The sequence below is a fragment of the Streptomyces atratus genome (assembly GCF_900119365.1).
Classification (GTDB): domain Bacteria; phylum Actinomycetota; class Actinomycetes; order Streptomycetales; family Streptomycetaceae; genus Streptomyces; species Streptomyces atratus_B.
The window spans coordinates 177,189-194,506 of the sequence record NZ_FPJO01000004.1; the positions used below are offsets into that span (position 1 = coordinate 177,189).

Below are 17,318 nucleotides of genomic sequence, written 5' to 3' on the forward strand. Positions count from 1 at the left end.
CTACGAAGAGTCATGCCCGCACCCGACAGCTATGACGCAGTGATCGTGGGCGGCGGCCACAACGGCCTGGTCGCCGCCGCCTACCTCGCCCGCGCCGGACAGTCCGTACTGGTCCTGGAGCGCCTGGCCACCACCGGGGGAGCGGCGGTCTCGACCCGCCCCTTCGACGGGGTCGACGCCCGCCTGTCGCGCTACTCGTACCTGGTTTCCCTGCTCCCGCACAGGATCGTCAGCGATCTCGGACTGGACTTCGCGGTACGGAAACGGACCGTCTCCTCGTACACCCCGACCGTGCGCGGCGGCCGTGCCACCGGGCTGCTCGTCGGCGGCGAGCGCACCCGGGACTCCTTCGCCGCGCTCACCGGCTCCGACCGGGAGTACGAGGCGTGGCAGCGGTTCTACGGCATGACGCGGCACGTCGCCGAGCGGGTCTTCCCGACCCTCACCGAGCCGTTGCCCGGCCGCGAAGCCCTGCGCGAGCGGATCGGCGACCCGGGGGCCTGGCGGACGCTCTTCGAGGAGCCCATCGGCGTCGCCGTCGAGAAGAACTTCACCGACGACCTGGTACGCGGAGTCGTCCTCACCGACGCGCTGATCGGCACCTTTGCCGACGCGCACGATCCGACGCTGCTCCAGAACCGTTGCTTCCTGTACCACGTCATCGGCGGCTCCACCGGCGACTGGGACGTCCCCGTCGGCGGCATGGGCGCGCTCACCGACGCTCTCGCCCGGTCCGCCCGCGCGGCCGGGGCACAGATCCGTGTCCGGCACGAGGCGATCCGGATCGAGACCGACGGAACACGGGCCGAGGTCACCGTCCGCTCACCCGATTCGGAACATGTCGTCGCGGCCCGCAAGGTCCTCGTCAACGCCTCTCCGCAGGCGCTCGCCGCCCTCCTCGGGGACGAACCGCCCGCCCCGGCCGAGGGCGCGCAGCTGAAGGTGAACATGCTGCTCACCCGGCTGCCCCGGCTGCGCGACCGCTCCGTCGATCCGCGCGCGGCCTTCGCCGGGACGTTCCACATCGCCGAGGGGTACGGACAGCTCGCCGAGGCCTACCGGGACGCCGCGGCGGGGCGGCTGCCCGCCGCCCCGCCGTCCGAGATCTACTGCCACTCGCTGACCGACCCGTCGATCCTCGGCCCGGACCTCGCCACCCGCGGGTATCAGACCCTCACCCTCTTCGGCCTGCACACCCCCGCCCGGCTCTTCGCCGCCGACAACGCAGCGACACGGGCCGAGTTGCTGGCGGCGACCCTCGCCGAACTCGACGCGCACCTGGACGAGCCGGTCACCGACTGCCTGGCACGCGACGAGAACGGCGAGCCGTGCATCGAGGCGAAGACCCCGCTCGACCTGGAGCGGGATCTGCGGCTGCCCGGCGGCCACATCTTCCACCGGGACCTCGCCTTCCCCTACGCCACGGAGTCCACCGGCCGGTGGGGGGTGGAGACGGCACACGCCAATGTGCTGCTCTGCGGGGCCGGCGCGGTGCGCGGCGGCGGGGTCAGCGGGGTCCCCGGCCACAACGCCGCGATGGCGGCGCTGGGCCGGTGACCGGGGTCCGCTACTGGCCGAACACGCCCCGCAGCGCGCCGAGCTTGCGCGGCAGGTCGTACTCGGCGCCGCCCTCGTGCCCGTTGTACGTGAACACCTCGATCTGCGCCGGACCCGCATAGCGGTGGTACGCGGCGAACACCGTGGACGAGGGGCAGATCTTGTCCATCAGGCCGACCGAGAACCACGCCGGGGCGGTCGCCCGTGCCGCGAAGTTGACCCCGTTGAAGTAGGACAGGGTCTCCATCGCCTCGTCGATCCGGAAGCGGTGCCCGGACAGCCAGCGGGCGATCTCCGCGTACGGTCCGGCGTCCGTGATCTGCGAGGCACGCCGGTAGTGGCAGAGGAACGGCACATCGGCGACGGCCGCCACGATGTCGTCCCGCAGCCCGGCGACGGCCAGCGCGAGCCCGCCGCCCTGGCTGCCGCCGAGCACCGCCACCCGCGAGGCGTCCACCGCCTCATGGGCCTTCGCCGCGTCCACCGCCCGCACCGCGTCCGTGATGAGCCGCCGGTAGTAGTGGCGGTACGGGTCCTCGATGCCCCGGGTCAGGAAACCGGGGGAGGAGGAGCCGTGCCCGTCCGGGCCGATGTCCGGGGTGTCCGCGGTGTTCTTGCCGCCACCGCCCTGGCCCCGGTTGTCCATCACCAGATGCGCGTACCCGAGCGCGCTCCAGGTCAGCCAGGAGTACGGAATGCCCCGGCCGCCGTTGTAGCCGATGTACTGCACCACGGCGGGCAGCGGGCCCGAACGCGTCTTCGGCAGCAGCAGCCAGGCCTTCACCGGCTGCCCGCCCCAGCCCCGGAACGTCACGTCGAACACGTCGACGGTCGCGAATCCGGCGTCGTACGGGACGAACGCGGCGTCCAGATCGTGGCGGGCCGTCTCGGTGAGCGTCTTCTCCCAGAAGGCGTCGAAGTCGGCCGGCTCCTCGGGCTCCGGCCGGTAGTCGCGCAGCCGGTCCAGGGGCATGTCGAACAGCAAGGGTCTAGCTCCTCTTCAGGGTGAGGTTGAGGGTCGCGCCGTGGCGGCCTGCGGTGTCGGCGGTGATCCGGATGCCGTTGCCGACGGGTGCGGCGCTGACGCCCGGATCGGCGGAGACGACGGTCAGACCGCGCTGCGCCAGGTCCAGGACCACCGAGGACCGCAGCTGTGTCGGGTCGGACAGCGACACCTTGACCGTCTTCCCGTCCGGCCGGACCAGCACCGAGGCCGGGCCGTCCGAGGTCAGGTCCTGCGCGGTGCCGGCGGTCCAGAAGTTCGCGGCGACCAGTCCGTCCGCGCAGCGGCGTACCGCGTGCACGGCGGTGGAGCGGGCGATCGGTTTCACCGGCGGCGCGGACGACCACTGCTTCGTCCGCTCGGCCGAGGCCGCCGGGGCCTGGAGCCAGTAGTAGCCCGCCCCGCTCGGCGCGGCGCCGTGGTCCTGCCAGAGCGTCAGATACGGGCGGGTGACCGAGGTGTCCGTGCCGTACTTGAGGTTGATCTCGCGCCAGGTCGCGGTGCGCTCCTCACGCAGACCGTTCAGCGTGACGGGCTCGGGGAAGATGTAGCCGCCGGTTCCGGCCACATGCAGCCACCGGACCTGGTCGAGCCGTGCCGACCAGCCGGCGTCCGTCGGCGCCGCCGTGCCGTTGACGAGCAGCGCGGCCCCGGGGTCGCGCAGCTTCCGGTTCTCCACCACCGTCTCGGCCGTGCCCGCGTCCGCGCCGATGCCCGAGCCGACGCAGGCGATCACGTCGTCCAGGCAGAACCAGCTCTTCAGCCCGTGCAGCGAACTGCCGTACGCGCGCAGCTCCATGCCGTACGCGCCGAGCGTGGTGCCCGGCAGCGCGGTGCCGCCCGCCCAGTCGGACGTGCTGGTGGTGCGCTGGCCCGCCGCGTCCGCCGGGCGCCCGGCGATGACGGTGGTGCCGGGCAGCCGGGCCGGGTCGACGGTCGGCCAGTAGTCCTCGCTGTAGTGCCCGAGGTCGTCGGTGTAGAGCAGGACCATGCCGTCGGAGAGGTGCCAGGCGTGCAGGTTCTCGTTCTGGATCGACTCGTAGTTGTAGATCCGGGAGGAGTACGCGGAGATGCCGAGCGAGAAGGACGGCCGGCGGTGGGCCGCCTTGTCCATCCGCGGGTGCTGCTTGTGCGCGACCAGCGGCCCCCGGGCCGGCACCGGGGAGGCGATGACCTGCCGGGCGGCGACCAGCGAGGCCAGGTCGGTGACGGCCAGGAAGTCCCGGTAGGTGTCCTCGGCGATCCACTGCTTGACGAGCGCTGTGAACCGGTCGGCGGTCTCGCCCGGGAAGCTCGGGATCAGGCGCACCACCGCCTCGATGACCGTCTGCGCCGACACATGACCCTGCTTGCTGGGGCGGGCGATCTCGCGCCCGCACACCGATGCCATCACGTCGCCGCGCACCAGCAGCGGGTCGAAGCCGTCGTCGACCCAGCCGCGGATGTTGTCGAGGTCGGGGTCGGTGACCGTCCACGCGGTGCCGGCGAGGAGGTTCAGCAGCCGGGAGAGGTTGTTCAGCAGCTCCTTGCCGTACCCGCCGTTGTACGGGTGCTTGTAGTGCTGGAGGAACGAACCGTCGGAGTAGAAGCCCTCGCCGGTGCCCTCCGCCGCGGCGCTCGCGTCGTTGAAGGCGAGGACACTGTTGGCGCCCGAACCCTCGACGTCCGAAAGAGCGTCACGGACCCGGGCGAGATCGTCGCCCGTGCCGCTGAGCACCGCGTTGACGGCGACCACGGTGGAGATCCACACCCGGTTGGCGCCGGTCGCGATCTGCCGGTCGGCCCGCCAGAGGTTCGGGTCGGGCGTGTAGTGCCGCACGGCCCCGGTGATCCGGCCCAGCCGCTCCGTCCCGAGCGCGTCGTACAGCAGCACGGCCGTGTCGTTGAGGGCGAGCGCGGAGCCGATCTCCCAATCCCAGTCGTTGTCGAACCGGGTGTGGCCGGGGCCGTAACGGTTGGTCAGCATCCAGTCGAGGCCTGCCAGCAGCAGATCGCGCAGCGCGGTGTCGCCGTACTGCGGGGTGCCGGGGACGGCCCACGCGGTCGCGACCGTGGCGAGCCGCTTGAACGACGTCGTCACGTGGTTGGAGAGCGTGGTGCTGGTCAGATCGGGGAACAGCCCGTCGGTCCGGGCCGGGTCGAGGCCCTTGACCGAGGTGGTCGCGGCCTTGCCGATCCTGGCCACGGCCGCGGCGATCTGCGGGTCCGTCAGGTCGAGGCCGGGGCCACCGGTGAGCAGGGTGTACCAGCGGGTGCGCAGGGCGGTGGCGTCGTCGATGACGGCGGGTCCGTCCGCCGCGTGCGCGGTGCCCGCGGTGGCGGTGAGCGTGAGCGGCAGCGCGGCCGCCGCGCCGAGGGCCGCAGCCCCGGCGAGAACGGTGCGCCGGGTGGTGCCCGAGGTGGTACCTGGGTTCGTCATGCGGCCCTCACAGGAGGTGTCGGCGGTCGACGGCCGCTGCCAGAGCGGCATGACCGGAAGGGTTGGGGTGGAGTCCGTCGCCGCTGTCGTACGAGGGCAGCAGCAGCGACGGGCGGTCCGGGTCGCGCAGGGCCGCGTCGAAGTCGGCGACGGCGTCGAAGACCCGGCCGGTGCGCACCGCCGCGTTGATCCGCTGCCGTACCGCTTCGAGCTCGGGCGTCCAGCGGGTCCAGCCGCCGAACGGGGCGATGGTCGCGCCGACCGTCCGCAGCCCGGCGTTGCGGGCGCGCAGCACCAGCTGCCGGTACCCGGCCAGCACGCGTGCCGGATCGGTCTGGCTCGGCGGCTGCTGGAGGTCGTTGACGCCGAGATGGACGAGTACGGTGCGCAGTCCGGGCAGCGACAGCACATCGCGGTCGAAGCGCGCCTGTCCGCCCGGCCCGAACCGGGCGTCGTCGAGCAGCAGCCGGTTGCCGCTGATGCCGAGGTTGGCGACGGCCGAGCCGGGCAGCCGTCGGGCCAGCTGGTCGGGCCAGCGCAGATCGGCGTCGTCGGGGGTGCCGACGCCCTCCGTGATGGAGTCGCCCAGCACCGCGACCACCGGCCCGTGCGCGCCCGTCACCTCGACGCCGGTCAGCAGGAACACCGAGGTGGTGCGCTCGCCGTCGACGGAGTGCGAGGCATGGGTGTTGCGGTGGAAGGACAGCGGCCCGGTGGGGCCGGGCAGCCGGGTCTCCACCGTCAGCCGCGCCCTCTCGGCGGCACGCAGTCCGGCGACCGGGTCGCTGGTCAGCGAGGCACCCGCGGCGATCCACGCCTGCCGCTGCCCGCCGAACGTCACCGGCAGGCCGCCTGCCGTCACCGGGCCGATGAGGACCGGGACGGTGCCGAGGGCGTGTCCGTAGCGCAGCCGGACGGCTCCGCCCGCGGACAGCCGCACGTTCGCGGTGAACGTGCCGTCGGTCAGGCCGGCGCTCGCCACCGTGTCCGTGGCGGTGGGCGCTGTCTGCGCGGTGGACCAGGATGTCGTCCAACGCGACCGGCCCGCTCCGCCGCTCGACGATTCGGCCGCCTGCGCCCCCGGCGCCGTGGCCGCGACCGCCGCCAGACCGGCTGCCGCCGTCAGTACCCCGCGTCTCGCGGGTCCCCGCCCGGTCACTGGGGGCACGCACCCGTCGGGTCGTACTCGCTGCCGTACGTGCCGACCGCGTCGCCGCCGGTGTTGTTGCTCATCGTGTTGGTGCACACCGGACCTTGCGGGGTGCGCATGAACTTGATGCCGCCGCCCGCGTTACCGGTGATGGTGTTGCCGTAAATACTGGTGTTGATGCCGTCGGTCGCGGTGTCACCGCCGAGCCGGATGCCCGCGCCGACGTTGTCGTGAATGGTGTTGTAGCGGAAGATGTTGCCGCTGCCGCGTGCGTCCAGGCCGCCGGAGCTGGAGTCCTTCTGGCCGCTGCAGTCGTTGTACTCGACGTAGTTGTTGGTCGAGTTCTCCTTCACATCGACGCACTCGTTGCCCTGCGTGGCGATGGTGTTGTGGTGGATGCGGTTGTTCTTGCTGATGTCGGGCGCCGCGTCCGGGGCGCCGTTCGCCCCCTGCTGCTCGGGGGCGGTGCCGAGGTAGATGCCCTCGCCGTTCTTGCCGCCGCCGCCGAACTTGAAGTCGGCGACCCCGCAGTTGGTGATCGTGTTCTCGGAGATGTCGGCTCCGGTCACCAGATAGCGCACCCGCAGGCATTCGTCGGCGGCGTTCTTCAGCGTCATCCCGGTGATCCGCAGCCCGCCCACACCGTTGCCGGGAGTCGTGCTCATGACATAGATGAGCTTGAGGCGGTACCCCGACACATCGGTGGACGACCCGTGCAGACCGTCCACGGTGAATCCGCTGAGCGTCGTCGAGTCGTGCTGCACCTGGATGATCCGGGCGTCGCCGGCCCCCTTCACCACGGCGTTCGACGGGCCGGCGATGGTGACTCCGGCGCGCTTGGTCACGACGTCCTGCTTGTACGTACCGGCGGCGAGGTTCACGACCGCACCCGCCGGCGCCAGGTCGACCGCCTTCTGGATCGTGGCGAGCGGGGCGCCGGCCGATGTACCGGCGTTGGAGTCGCTGCCGGACGGCGACACGTAGTACGCGGTGGCAGCCTCGGCGGCCACCGAAGTCGGGGGGAAGGCCAGCGGGGCGCCCGCGGCGAGCGCCGCGACGAGTGTGGTGCGTAGTACACGGCTCATGAGGTGTGCCTCCTGGGGTCTGCGAAGGACAGTGCGAGCAGTACGGGGATGCTGGGGCCGAGGAGCAGGGGACCCAGCGGTACGACGAGGGAGAGCAGCGCGGCGGAGATCACCGCGCCGAGCAGAGCGGTGCCACGGGCCGCCGACCCGAAGCCGAGGGCCAGCGCACCGCGCGACCAGGTGCGGACCGTTCCGTGCGAGGACCGGCCCGCCTCGGCCGCGAGCGCCACATGGTGGATGGCGAGCGCGGCCGCGATGCCCACCTGCGCGGCGAGCAGCACGAACGTCCACGGCTCCGGACGGCCCAGCAGATGGACGATGTTGGCGGCCAGGACGATCCCCGCCGCGGTGGACGCCAGGGAGTGGCGCCACAGGGACCGCCAGTACCGCGGGAAGGCGGCGAAGGTGTTGGTGAAGCAGCGGCTGTCACCCTCCACCCGCCACCGCTGCAGGGCATGCCCCATCGCGGCGAGCGCGGGAAGCCAGGTCACGACACCGAGCGACAGCACGGTGAAGGCGGCCCCGGCGGCCGCCGGGTAGGCCACGAACTCCAGCCGCCGCAGCAGCGTCGGCCAGCCGGACGAGAGGGTTGCCTGCATGTTGATCAGCCGACCTTTCCTGTGTACGGCTCCGGGACATCGAGCAGCACGCGGCCGTCCAGCTCCAGCCGGGTGGCCGCCACCACGTACGGGGCCGAGCCGTCGGCCCCGAGCAGCACCGCCGCTGCGTCGGCCGACACCGCGGGGTTGCGGATACGACGGGCGACGGGGGAGAGGAGCACGGTCTCCTCGCCGAAGGTGACGCCCTGCCCCTGCGCGCACACGACCTGCTCGACCGAGGCAGGTGCCGCGTCCGGGACGATCGCGGTGAGGAAGAGCGCGTCCGCCGCGCGCGCGGTCGTCGCCCGCAGGGTGTGCAACGTGCGGGCGAGACGCAGCTCCGGCGTGCTCGACGCCGGATTGGCCTCGACCTCGGTGGCCTCCGAGACGACCGAGGCGTCGAGCGGCGCGAACTGCCGCACCAGGGCGGAGGCCGCCCCGGACCGGATCAGCCGGCCGCCGTCCGGCCGCGCCTCGGTGGGCCGGTCGGTCTGGAGCAGGAACGTCCACTCCCGCTCCGCGTCGGCCTCGGCGAGATCCAGCAGCACGAGCCGTCCCGACGGGGTGAACACCAGCGTCCGGTCCAGCCGCCGCACCCCGAGCGCCGGGTCGTACATCGCGGCGATCTCCGCCGTGGCGTGCGCCCAGCCGCAGCCGGGACCGGCGAGCACATCGCGCTGCCGGGCCTGCCGCTCGTACGGGATGTCCTTGTAGACGTGGTAGCGGTCCTCGTCCGCGTACCCCTGACCGTCCACCAGGAGCAGATTGTGGTGCGCGGCCCGCTTGCGGTTGCTGTACCCCTCGTCGACCGCGAGGAACGCGCCCTGCGAGACCAGTACGAACGAGCCCGAATCAGGGTGGTGGTGACCCTGGTCGAGGGTCTCCCAGCCCAGTTCCGCCCGGTGCTTCGCGGAGGTCTCCCACGCCTTGTGGCCACCGCCGGGGCTCGCCTTGAACGAGACGAGCGTGGCGTCGTCGCCCCATCCGGTGCGGGCCGCGAGCAGGCCGAGATCCGGGAAGAACGCCCGCGTCTCGGTGGGCCGGGCGGCGGACACGGACGGGTCGTACCAGAGGTATTCGAGATACGCCTCCGGCAGGATCCCCGGCCGTACCCCACTCTCCGCCGCCTCCTGCCACAGCAGTTCACCCGAGGCGAGATCGCCCAGCCACTGCGCCTGAGGAATCCCGTACTGCGCCGCGAGACGGTAGTACAGGCCGGCGCTGTGTCCGCTGCGCCGGTCGTGGCAGTCGCCGTGGTCGACGTTGAACGCGAAGCCCGGGGCCAACTGGTGCAGGCGGTAGCGGAAGGTGTTGGCGAGGAAGCCGCCCCGCCCCCACCAGTCGATGCCCTCCACCTCCTGGAGGAGATCCAGATGGATGGCGAGGAACGGCACGCCGTAGCGCCAGTAGACGACCCCTTCGGCGTGCGAACCGTCTTCCGGCATCAGGTCGAGGACCGTGCCGAGGTTGTCCTTGGCGCGCTCGGTCCACTCCTCCTTGCCCAGCACATAGCCGGCCGTCGCCAGACCCGCGTAACAGATCCAGTTGTGGTTCTGCCAGTACGACGACGACCACCAGCGGCCCTCGCTCGCCACCGCGAACTCGTACATCCGCCGCCCCTGGAGCAGCAGTTTGTACCGCAGCAGCGCCCGCACCCCGTCCGGGAGCTCGTCGCCGATCCACCGGTGGGCGAGCGACAGATGGTGCAGCAGCCAGCCGGCATCCAGATCGTGGTCCGGCATATGGGCCCTGCCCCAGTGCGGCAGCCGCACCGCTGCCTCGATCCAGCGAAGGCTCTCCGCCAGGTGAGCCGGATCGCCGCTCACCCGGTAGGCCAGCGCCGGGTTGGAGGCCGCGGGACCGAGCCAGGTGATGCTGGCCAGGGGGTGCGTACGCGGCGGGGTCAGCCCGCGGTGGCGGGCGGCCTCCTCGTACAGCCGCACCTGCTGCGCGGGGCGCGGGCCGGGCGGCGGGGTCGCCGAGAGCAACAAGGGTCAGTCCTCCGTCCGGAACCGTGCGGTGCTGCCATCGGTCAGCGAGACCGCCAGCACCCCGTCACCGTCCAGCCGTACATCGGTCACGGCGGGCCCGGCCGACGCCGCCTGGTACACCGAGGCGAAGGTGACCTTCTCCGACTGCGCGGTGAAGTCGACCCGGGTGCGCACGCGCTGCGGATCGTCGGCCGCGCCCGGGCCCGGCCGGGAGACCGGACGTACGGTCGCGCCGGGGGTGTGGGTGTGCCGGCCGTGCAGGGTCTCGTCGCCGTACCAGGTGGTGCGGACCTCGCCCGAGGCCTGGAGCTGGACGTCCAGCGCGACACCGGGACGGAGCTGCGCGCTGAGGCGCCGCTCGTCCTCGGCACGCACCGTCAGCAGATCGACCAGATAGCTGTCACCGAGCACCACCTGCCGCACCGCACGCACACCCTCGTAAGCCGTCGTCACCTCGGCGGTGACGGACGAACCGTCCGAGCCGAGCAGCCGCCCGGTGCACTCGGCCTGTTCGGCGCCGTTCACCCGGAACGCCGGATGAGCCTCCGTCGATGCGTACAGATCACGGAACTCAGCGTGTGCGTAGGGCACTTGACCGGGATCTGGCTGCCATGGGGTGGTGTCGCCGTACAGATACAGCGACAACTTGTCGCGATGGCCGTGCGAGCCGCCGTGCGGACCGAAGTCCAGCAGCGCGTGGACTCCCGCGTGGTGCAGCACCGCGTACCCGGCGGTCGGGAACACCGTGACCGGACCGGGCGCAGGGCGCTCGGGCAGCGGCGGACCGGCGAACCAGCCGCCCAGCTCCCGGTCGAGCCCGTCGTCCTGCGCGCCGAGCTCGGACCGGGCCCGCCCGGCCACCGCCTCCAGTGCCGGTGACGGAACCAACTGCTGGGCCAGCGCGACGAGTTCGAGCCACTCCAGGGCGAGCGGACCGCGCAGATACGGGCCGTCGTGCAGCGCCGGCAGGATGCCGCCCGGCGTGGCGATCGCCGCCAGCACATCCGTCATCCCGGCCAGCACATCCACCACGTCGGACGGTACGGACGCGGGGTCGGTTCCCCGCAGCGCCAGCAGCGCGGCCCGCAGCACGAACCCGTGGTAGTAGGTACTGCCCTCCCACTCCCAGCCGTCATCGGCGACCGCGACCCGCAGATGCGCGTACAGCCCGTGCTCGCCCTCCAGCCACCGCCCGGCACCGTCCCACTCGCTGCCGCGAGCCGCCGCGGCACCCCGACTCGCCGCCACACCGGCCGCGTTGAGCCACGCGGTGTAGTTGGAGGCGAGGTGGCCCTGACCGGTGAGCACGTCCCGGGCGTCGAGAGCCGCCCGTTCCAGCGCGTCCAGCAGCGGCAGCACCGGGACCAGGTCCTCGGTGGAGTGCTCGGCGAGCGTGATCACGGTGTGCCCGATGTTCACCGCCCAGATGGCATCGGTCAGCGCCTGGTGGAAGAGCCGGCCGCGCAGCATCCAGGTCTGGGCCTCGCCGTGCCGCTCGGTGGCCAGCTCCGCGTACAGCCCCGCGTACTCCACGAGCCGCGCCACCGACTCAGCGCGCTCCTCGCGGTGGGCGAGCACCCGCAGATGCCGCGCCCACGCCTGGTGCGAGAGCACCAGCCAGGCGCCGCGCACCGCCTCGTCGTCCACCCGGCAGCCGTACGCACAACGCGCACCGTCCTCGGGGAACACCCCGGAGAGCAGGTCGCCGTGGTCGAGCTCCACGCCGTGCGCCGGGCAGACGTACGCGTGCCACCAGCCGCCCCGCTCCCGGGCGATCCGCCTCAACGCGGCCACACGCCACCGTCGATGTCCACCGTGGTGGCGGTGAGGAAGCCGGACGACGGCGACGCCAGGTGGACGACCGCGGCGGCGACGTCCTCGGGGGTGCCGGCCCGGCCGACCGGGATACCGGCCTCCATCGCCTGCTGCGCCTCGGGCGCGGTGAACGTGTCGTGGAAGGCGGTGCCCTTGATGAAGCCCGGAGCCACGGTGTTGACGGTGATGCCCGTGCCGCCGAGCTCCTTGGCCAGGCCCTTCGTGAAACCGCGCACACCGGCCTTCGCCGCCGCGTAGGCCACCGAGCCGGGGCCGCCGCCGTTGTGCGCGGCCAGCGAGGACATCGTGATGATGCGGCCGGCCGAGGACTCCTTGAGATGCGGCAGGGCGGCGCGCACGGTGCGGAACGTGGAGGTCAGATTGGTGGAGAGGACCTGGTCGAAGTGGTCGTCGGACATCTCGGCGATGGTGGCCCGGCCGATCAGATGACCCGCGTTGCAGACCAGGACGTCCAGGCCGCCGAGGAAGCCGGTCGCCTCGTCGACGAGCCGGTCCACGTCGCCGGTCACCGTGACATCGGCCTTGAACGCCTTGGCCCGGCGGCCCAGTGCCTCGATCGCGGAGACCGTCTTCGCGGCCTCGTCGGCGGAGGAGTGGTAGTGGACGGCGACGTCCGCGCCGGCCTCGGCGAGCGCGACGGCGATGGCGCGGCCGATTCCGTGGCCCGCCCCTGTCACCAGTGCGCGGGAGCCGTTGAGATCAGCAGACATGGAGTAAGTACCTTTCGAAGAACGGTGGTTAGGGCCGGGATCGGTTACTTGAGACCGGCGGTCGCGAAGCCCTGCACGAAGTAGCGCTGGCCGATGAGGAAGAGAATGACCATGGGCAGCGTGGCCAGCGTGGTGCCGGCCATCAGGAAGTGCCACTGAGGGCCGTTCTCCGTCTTGAAGACGGAGAGTCCCACCTGGATCACCCGCAGGCTGTCCGTGCGGGTCACCAGCAGCGGCCAGAGGAAGTTGTTCCACGACGCCTCGAAGGTCAGCAGCGCCACGGTGGTGAGCGCGGGCTTGACCTGCGGCGTCATGATCCGGGCGTAGATCCGGAACTCGCCCAGACCGTCGAGCCTGGCCGCCTCCTCCAGCTCCACCGGAAGGTCCAGATAGAACTGACGGAAGAGGAAGACCGCGAAGGGGGTGACGGCGCCGGGAATGATCAGTGCCCACCAGGAGTCCAGCCAGCCGCTGCCGCCCTGGCCGAAGATGTCGTTCCCGCCGGCCAGCGGCATGAAGCGGACGATCAGGAACTCCGGCAGCACCTTGGTGTACGTGGGGATCATCAGTGCGGCGATGAAGAGGTAGAAGATGACCTCGCTGCCCCGGAACTTGATCCGCGCCAGCGAGTACCCGGCCATCGACGCCACGACCACATTGATGAGGGTGTGGCTGAACGCGATGATGAAGCTGTTGCGCGCGTACGTCGCGAACGGCGCCGCCTTCAGCGCGTCGACATAGTTTCCGAACTCCCAGTGTTCCGGGAGCAGTCCGGCGTCCTGCGAGGCGATCTCGACCGGGGTCTTGAGCGAGGTGAGCACCATCCAGACGAACGGGGCCACCATCAGCAGTGAGACGACGGTGAGCGTCAGATAGAGCGCGATCCGGCCGACGGAGAGCGGCTTGCTCTTCGTCCGGGGCCGGGCCTTCTCTGCAACCTCGGCCCTGTGCAGCTCAGTTGTGGCCACGAGTGCCTCCCATGATCCGCCGGTTGACCAGGGTGAAGCCCATCAGCAGCACGAACAGCACCAGTGACTGCGCGGAGGCGTAGCCGATGCGGAACTCCCGGAAGGCGGACTTGTAGATCTCGAACGTCATCATCGTGGTGCTGTTGGCCGGGCCGCCGTCGGTCAGGATGTAGATCTGGTCGAACGACTGGAACGCGCTGATCATCGACGTGATGAGCACGAAGAACGTCGCGGGCTTCAGCAGCGGCAGGGTGATCGAGAAGAACTGCCGCACCTTGGACGCACCGTCCACCGAAGCCGCCTCGTACAGCTCCTTCGGCAGGGACTGCAGCGCGGCCAGGTAGATGAGCATCTTCATGCCGATGCCCTGCCAGATGCCGACCAGGATCACCGAAGGCATCGCCCACGATGTCGACGACAGCCAGGCCGGGCCCTGGATCCCGAGGAACGACAGGAGCGTGTTCAGCAGCCCGTTGCCCGGGTTGTAGATCCACAGCCAGACCAGGGCGATCGCGACGGTCGCCGTCACCTGGGGAATGAAGACCGCGGTACGGAAGATGCCCCGCGCCTTCAGCCCGGTGTGCAGCGCCAGGGCCACGAGCAGCCCCAGCAACATGCCGAACGGAACGGTGAAGAAGGTGTAGATGACGGTGTTGACGATGGACTTGCGGAACACCGCGTCGTCCAGCATGTCCCGGAAGTTGTCCAGGCCCACGAACTGCGGCGCCGTCAGCACGTCGTACTTCGTGAAGGCCAGAACCACCGACGCGACGACCGGCAGGCCGATCCAGAGCGAGGCGTGCAGCAGCGCGGGCGCCACCATCAGCATGCCGGCGCGTTGCCTGCGGCGCCCCGGGCCGGTGGGTGCCCGGCCCGTGCGTTTCTTCGCGACCGTGTGCTCGGTCGGGGAAGGCGGCCGCGCGGGCCTCGCCTTCAATACGGATGTCGCTCCCACAGTGACGGGTCCTTACATCCGGCCGATGGCGGCCTCGGCTAGCCGGCCGAGTTCCGCGATGGCGTCCTTCGCCGACTGGTTGCCCACGATGGCGGGCTCCAGCGTGGGCTTGATCTTTTCGCGGATCTCCATCCAGGCAGCGGTGCCGCCCTCCGAACACGCGTCACCCATGCTCTGCAGGGAGAGATCGACGAACTTGTTCTCCTTCACATAGCTGGAGTCGCTGAGATCCTTCAGCCCGGGAACCGATCCTCGCTGCTTGGCCGCACCGAGGATCGACTCGGGCGTCGCGAGGTACTCGACGAGCGCACGGGCCGCCGCGGGGTGCTTGGAAGTGGCGGACTGGGTGACGAGCGTGCCGCCCTGGAGCATCGCGGGCTTGCGGTTGGCGAGGACGAACGCGCCGAGCTTGTCGTCCTTGAGGAGTTCCGGATTCTGTTCCCCGACCTGCTTCCACAGGGCACTGCTCGTCATCATCATCGACGCCTTGCCGGTCTGTACGTTGGTCGGGGCCCCGAGGTCCGTCTTCTTGGCGTAGTCGGCGGAGCCGTCCTTGATCAGGTCCTTGAAGAACTGCAGCGCCTCGACCCCGCGGGCGTCGGTGAACAGCACCTTCTTGCCGTCCGCGCTGAAGAGCTGGCCGCCGTTGGCGAAGAGGAAGGTCTCCCAGCACTGGCGCAGATGGATGGAGAACGGGTCGAATCCGAACCGGCCGTTCTTGGTCAGCTGCTTGGCCACGGCGCGCAGTTCGGCCCAGTTCTCCGGGGTCTTCTTGATGCCGGCCTCGGCGAAGTGGTCCTTGCGGTAGACGACGATGCGGGTGTCGAGGACGACCGGCAGCGCGTACAGCTTGCCGTCGTACCGGGACGGCTCAAGCACCCGCTTCTCGTAGTCGTGCGCGGTGGCGAACTTCTCGGGCAGCTCCGCGATCGCCTTCTTCGCGGCGAACGGCGGGATCCAGCCCACGCCCATCATCAGCACGTCGGGCAGCAGACCGCCCGCGAGCCCTGTGGTGATCTTCTCGTTGAGCTGGTCGTACGTGGTGTAGTCCACGTTCACCTTGACGTCCGGGTACTTCTTCCGGAAGCCGCCGAGTATCTCCTTCTCCAACAGCGTCTTGCCGTCGGCGCCTTCGTAGATCGGGGTGAGCAGAGTGATCTCACCCTCGGCGGGGCCGTCGGCGGAGCCGCCCGCCGAAGTGCCGGTGCCGCACGCACTGAGGGCGGCGGCAGCGGTGCCGGCGCCGATGGCAGCAAGCAGCGACCGTCTTTTGAGTTCCATGGGACACCCCTTTTGAGGTGGAGACTGTGGATCGATCCAGCGATGGCATCTCGGCCATGGCTGAGAAGCGCTGGTAAATCGATGCACTGATGCTAGGAACGCCGTGAGAGCGACGTCAACAGCTGATGCGCATGAATTTTCAGGGATGTTAACGGGTATACCGGTAAACGAAGTTCAGTAAATCGATACACTGGTAGGGTCAGACGGGTTCCGAACCGGAGGTGGCATGAGCGGGGTAACGATCCATCAGGTCGCGGAGGCCGCGGGGGTCTCCGCGAGCACGGTCTCCAACGTCCTCAACGGGCGTACGGACCGTATGCAGGCGGCCACGCTGGCGCGCGTGGAGCAGGTGATCGAGCAGCTCAGCTACCGGCCCAACCGTGCGGCCCGGATGCTGCGAACGGGTCGCATCAAGGTCATCGGTCTCATCGTGCCGTCCGTCGCCAACCCGTTCTGGGGGGCGCTCGCCCGTGAGCTGGAGGCCATCGCGCTCGCCGAGGGCTATCACGTACTGCTCTGCAACAGCGAGCGCGACGCGGCCCGCGAGCTCAAGTACGGCGAGGAGTTGCTAGCGGACGGGGTGAGCGGAGTGGTGCTGTGCTCCTCGCTGCCCTCGCTCGACCATGTGACACCGCTGCTCAGCCGCGGACTGAAGATGGTCGCCTTCGACCGCACCGCGCAGGCGGGAGACCCGCCGTCGCTGGCTTCCATCAGTGTCGACAACGCGATGGGCGCCGAGATCGCCACCCGCCATCTGATCGAACTCGGCCACCGCCGGCTGGCGTTCGTCTCCGGTTCGGTCAACAGCGTCAACCGCCGCGAGCGGCTGCGCGGCTTCCGGGCCGCCCTGGAGTCGGCGGGCCTCGATCCGGCCGACGCGATCGTCTGGCCGGGCGCCGACGCCACCGAGTTCGGTGACAAGGACGCCGCCGAGCTGGGACGCAACGCGGCCAGGGAGCTGCTCGGCGGCCCGCGCCCGCCCACCGCGTTCGTCGCCATCAACGACATGTGCGCGATCGGGATCTGCCGGGGCGCCAAGGATGCCGGGCGCAACGCCGGACAGGACGTCTCCGTGGTCGGCTTCGACGACATCCTCCTCGCCGACCTCTTCGAACCGCCGCTCACCACGGTCCGCCAGCCGCTGCCGGAGATGGCCGCGGAGACGTTCCAGCAGCTGCGGGCCCGGATCGACTCGGCCCCTGCGGCGGGACGGTCACTGCTCATCCGGCCGCGGCTGGTCGTACGGGAGTCGACGGCCCCGGCGCCGGTCGGTGGGCCGAGCGTGGCCAGGCAGCGGCCGGCGGGCCGATCGGCATAGGTCGCCGATGCCCGGGTCCCGGCCGACGTCTGCGCCCGCCGCGCAGGAGCGTGAGAGCGCCGGTGAGGCGTGTCGGACCCGGATCGCGTGCCGGGAGCTGCCGCCTGCCTGCGCCGCGCGGGGTGTCCTGCGAGTGCGTTGCAAGAGGCGTCGCGTTCATGGGTGGGCGAGTTCGAGAACGGTGATGCCGGCGAGGACGACCGCGCCGGCGGTGAGGCGCAGACGGCCGAAGCGCTCACGGAAGAGGAGTGGTACCGGCTCGGCGCTCACGTACGGGCCGAACTGCCGGAGCTCCGCGAGACCGAGGCCCGCGTCGCGCAGGTGATCCTCGACCAGGGGGCCGACCTCGTCCGGCTCAGCGTCAGCGACGTCGCCGCCCTGGCCGGCACGGCGCCGTCATCGGTCGTCCGCGCCTGCCAACGCCTCGGCTTCCGTGGCGGCCCGGC

The 17,318-nt window shown here is 70.9% G+C and carries 13 protein-coding genes and 1 pseudogene; 3 read left to right on the forward strand and 11 right to left on the reverse strand.

Annotated features, from left to right (window positions below; translation table 11 throughout):
* The first annotated feature begins 12 nt into the window (after positions 1 to 12).
* Complete coding sequence (locus BT364_RS09745) at positions 13 to 1,557, forward strand: phytoene desaturase family protein (RefSeq protein WP_072484732.1); 1,545 nt, start codon at positions 13 to 15, stop codon at positions 1,555 to 1,557.
* A 10-nt stretch (positions 1,558 to 1,567) separates the two neighbouring features.
* Here BT364_RS09745 and BT364_RS09750 read toward each other — a convergent pair whose 3' ends face one another.
* From BT364_RS09750 to BT364_RS09800, 11 genes are read right to left on the reverse strand one after another with little or no spacing between them, the layout of a single operon-like run.
* Complete coding sequence (locus BT364_RS09750; protein ID WP_079179373.1) at positions 1,568 to 2,542, reverse strand: acetylxylan esterase; 975 nt, start codon at positions 2,540 to 2,542, stop codon at positions 1,568 to 1,570.
* 4 nt (positions 2,543 to 2,546) lie between these two features.
* A complete protein-coding gene (locus BT364_RS09755) occupies positions 2,547 to 4,979 on the reverse strand; it encodes a polysaccharide lyase 8 family protein (protein WP_072484915.1) in 2,433 nt (810 codons plus the stop codon).
* Positions 4,980 to 4,986: 7 nt separating this feature from the next.
* Positions 4,987 to 6,138 carry an SGNH/GDSL hydrolase family protein gene (locus BT364_RS09760; protein WP_072484733.1) on the reverse strand — a complete coding sequence of 384 codons (1,152 nt, stop codon included), beginning with the start codon at positions 6,136 to 6,138 and terminating at the stop codon, positions 4,987 to 4,989.
* The gene (locus BT364_RS09765; protein WP_072484734.1) at positions 6,135 to 7,214 is read right to left on the reverse strand and encodes a DUF1565 domain-containing protein; all 1,080 of its coding nucleotides are present in this window, start codon (positions 7,212 to 7,214) and stop codon (positions 6,135 to 6,137) included. Before BT364_RS09765 ends, BT364_RS09760 begins: the two co-directional genes overlap by 4 nt.
* On the reverse strand, positions 7,211 to 7,813 hold the full coding sequence (locus tag BT364_RS09770) for a YesL family protein (protein ID WP_072484735.1): 603 nt from the start codon (positions 7,811 to 7,813) through the stop codon (positions 7,211 to 7,213). Before BT364_RS09770 ends, BT364_RS09765 begins: the two co-directional genes overlap by 4 nt.
* A gap of 5 nt (positions 7,814 to 7,818) precedes the next feature.
* A complete protein-coding gene (locus tag BT364_RS09775) occupies positions 7,819 to 9,804 on the reverse strand; it encodes a hypothetical protein (protein ID WP_072484736.1) in 1,986 nt (661 codons plus the stop codon).
* A 3-nt stretch (positions 9,805 to 9,807) separates the two neighbouring features.
* Entirely contained in the window at positions 9,808 to 11,598 is a 1,791-nt protein-coding gene (locus BT364_RS09780) for a heparinase II/III domain-containing protein (protein ID WP_256259659.1), read from the reverse strand.
* Entirely contained in the window at positions 11,586 to 12,350 is a 765-nt protein-coding gene (locus BT364_RS09785; protein ID WP_072484737.1) for an SDR family NAD(P)-dependent oxidoreductase, read from the reverse strand. The genes BT364_RS09780 and BT364_RS09785 overlap by 13 nt, the downstream gene beginning before the upstream one ends.
* A gap of 44 nt (positions 12,351 to 12,394) precedes the next feature.
* On the reverse strand, positions 12,395 to 13,318 hold the full coding sequence (locus tag BT364_RS09790; protein WP_256259660.1) for a carbohydrate ABC transporter permease: 924 nt from the start codon (positions 13,316 to 13,318) through the stop codon (positions 12,395 to 12,397).
* On the reverse strand, positions 13,305 to 14,273 hold the full coding sequence (locus BT364_RS09795; protein WP_256259661.1) for a carbohydrate ABC transporter permease: 969 nt from the start codon (positions 14,271 to 14,273) through the stop codon (positions 13,305 to 13,307). Before BT364_RS09795 ends, BT364_RS09790 begins: the two co-directional genes overlap by 14 nt.
* A gap of 12 nt (positions 14,274 to 14,285) precedes the next feature.
* Positions 14,286 to 15,554: an ABC transporter substrate-binding protein gene (locus tag BT364_RS09800; RefSeq protein WP_072484738.1), complete on the reverse strand. Its 1,269-nt coding sequence runs from the start codon at positions 15,552 to 15,554 to the stop codon at positions 14,286 to 14,288.
* A 226-nt stretch (positions 15,555 to 15,780) separates the two neighbouring features.
* Here BT364_RS09800 and BT364_RS09805 point away from each other — a divergent pair, with 226 nt between their 5' ends.
* Positions 15,781 to 16,872 carry a LacI family DNA-binding transcriptional regulator gene (locus BT364_RS09805; RefSeq protein ID WP_072484739.1) on the forward strand — a complete coding sequence of 364 codons (1,092 nt, stop codon included), beginning with the start codon at positions 15,781 to 15,783 and terminating at the stop codon, positions 16,870 to 16,872.
* 282 nt (positions 16,873 to 17,154) lie between these two features.
* Positions 17,155 to 17,298: pseudogene (locus tag BT364_RS41410) on the forward strand (MurR/RpiR family transcriptional regulator); the annotation flags it as partial.
* Between the last annotated feature and the right edge of the window lie 20 nt (positions 17,299 to 17,318).

Bases quoted from the DNA above. Each gene is read 5' to 3' on its own strand.
- BT364_RS09745 (WP_072484732.1), top strand. From the start codon at position 13: ATGCCCGCACCCGACAGCTATGACGCAGTGATCGTGGGCGGCGGCCAC.
- BT364_RS09755 (WP_072484915.1), bottom strand. From the start codon at position 4,979: ATGACGAACCCAGGTACCACCTCGGGCACCACCCGGCGCACCGTTCTC.
- BT364_RS09765 (WP_072484734.1), bottom strand. From the start codon at position 7,214: ATGAGCCGTGTACTACGCACCACACTCGTCGCGGCGCTCGCCGCGGGC.
- BT364_RS09770 (WP_072484735.1), bottom strand. From the start codon at position 7,813: ATGCAGGCAACCCTCTCGTCCGGCTGGCCGACGCTGCTGCGGCGGCTG.
- BT364_RS09785 (WP_072484737.1), bottom strand. From the start codon at position 12,350: ATGTCTGCTGATCTCAACGGCTCCCGCGCACTGGTGACAGGGGCGGGC.
- BT364_RS09800 (WP_072484738.1), bottom strand. From the start codon at position 15,554: ATGGAACTCAAAAGACGGTCGCTGCTTGCTGCCATCGGCGCCGGCACC.
- BT364_RS09805 (WP_072484739.1), top strand. From the start codon at position 15,781: ATGAGCGGGGTAACGATCCATCAGGTCGCGGAGGCCGCGGGGGTCTCC.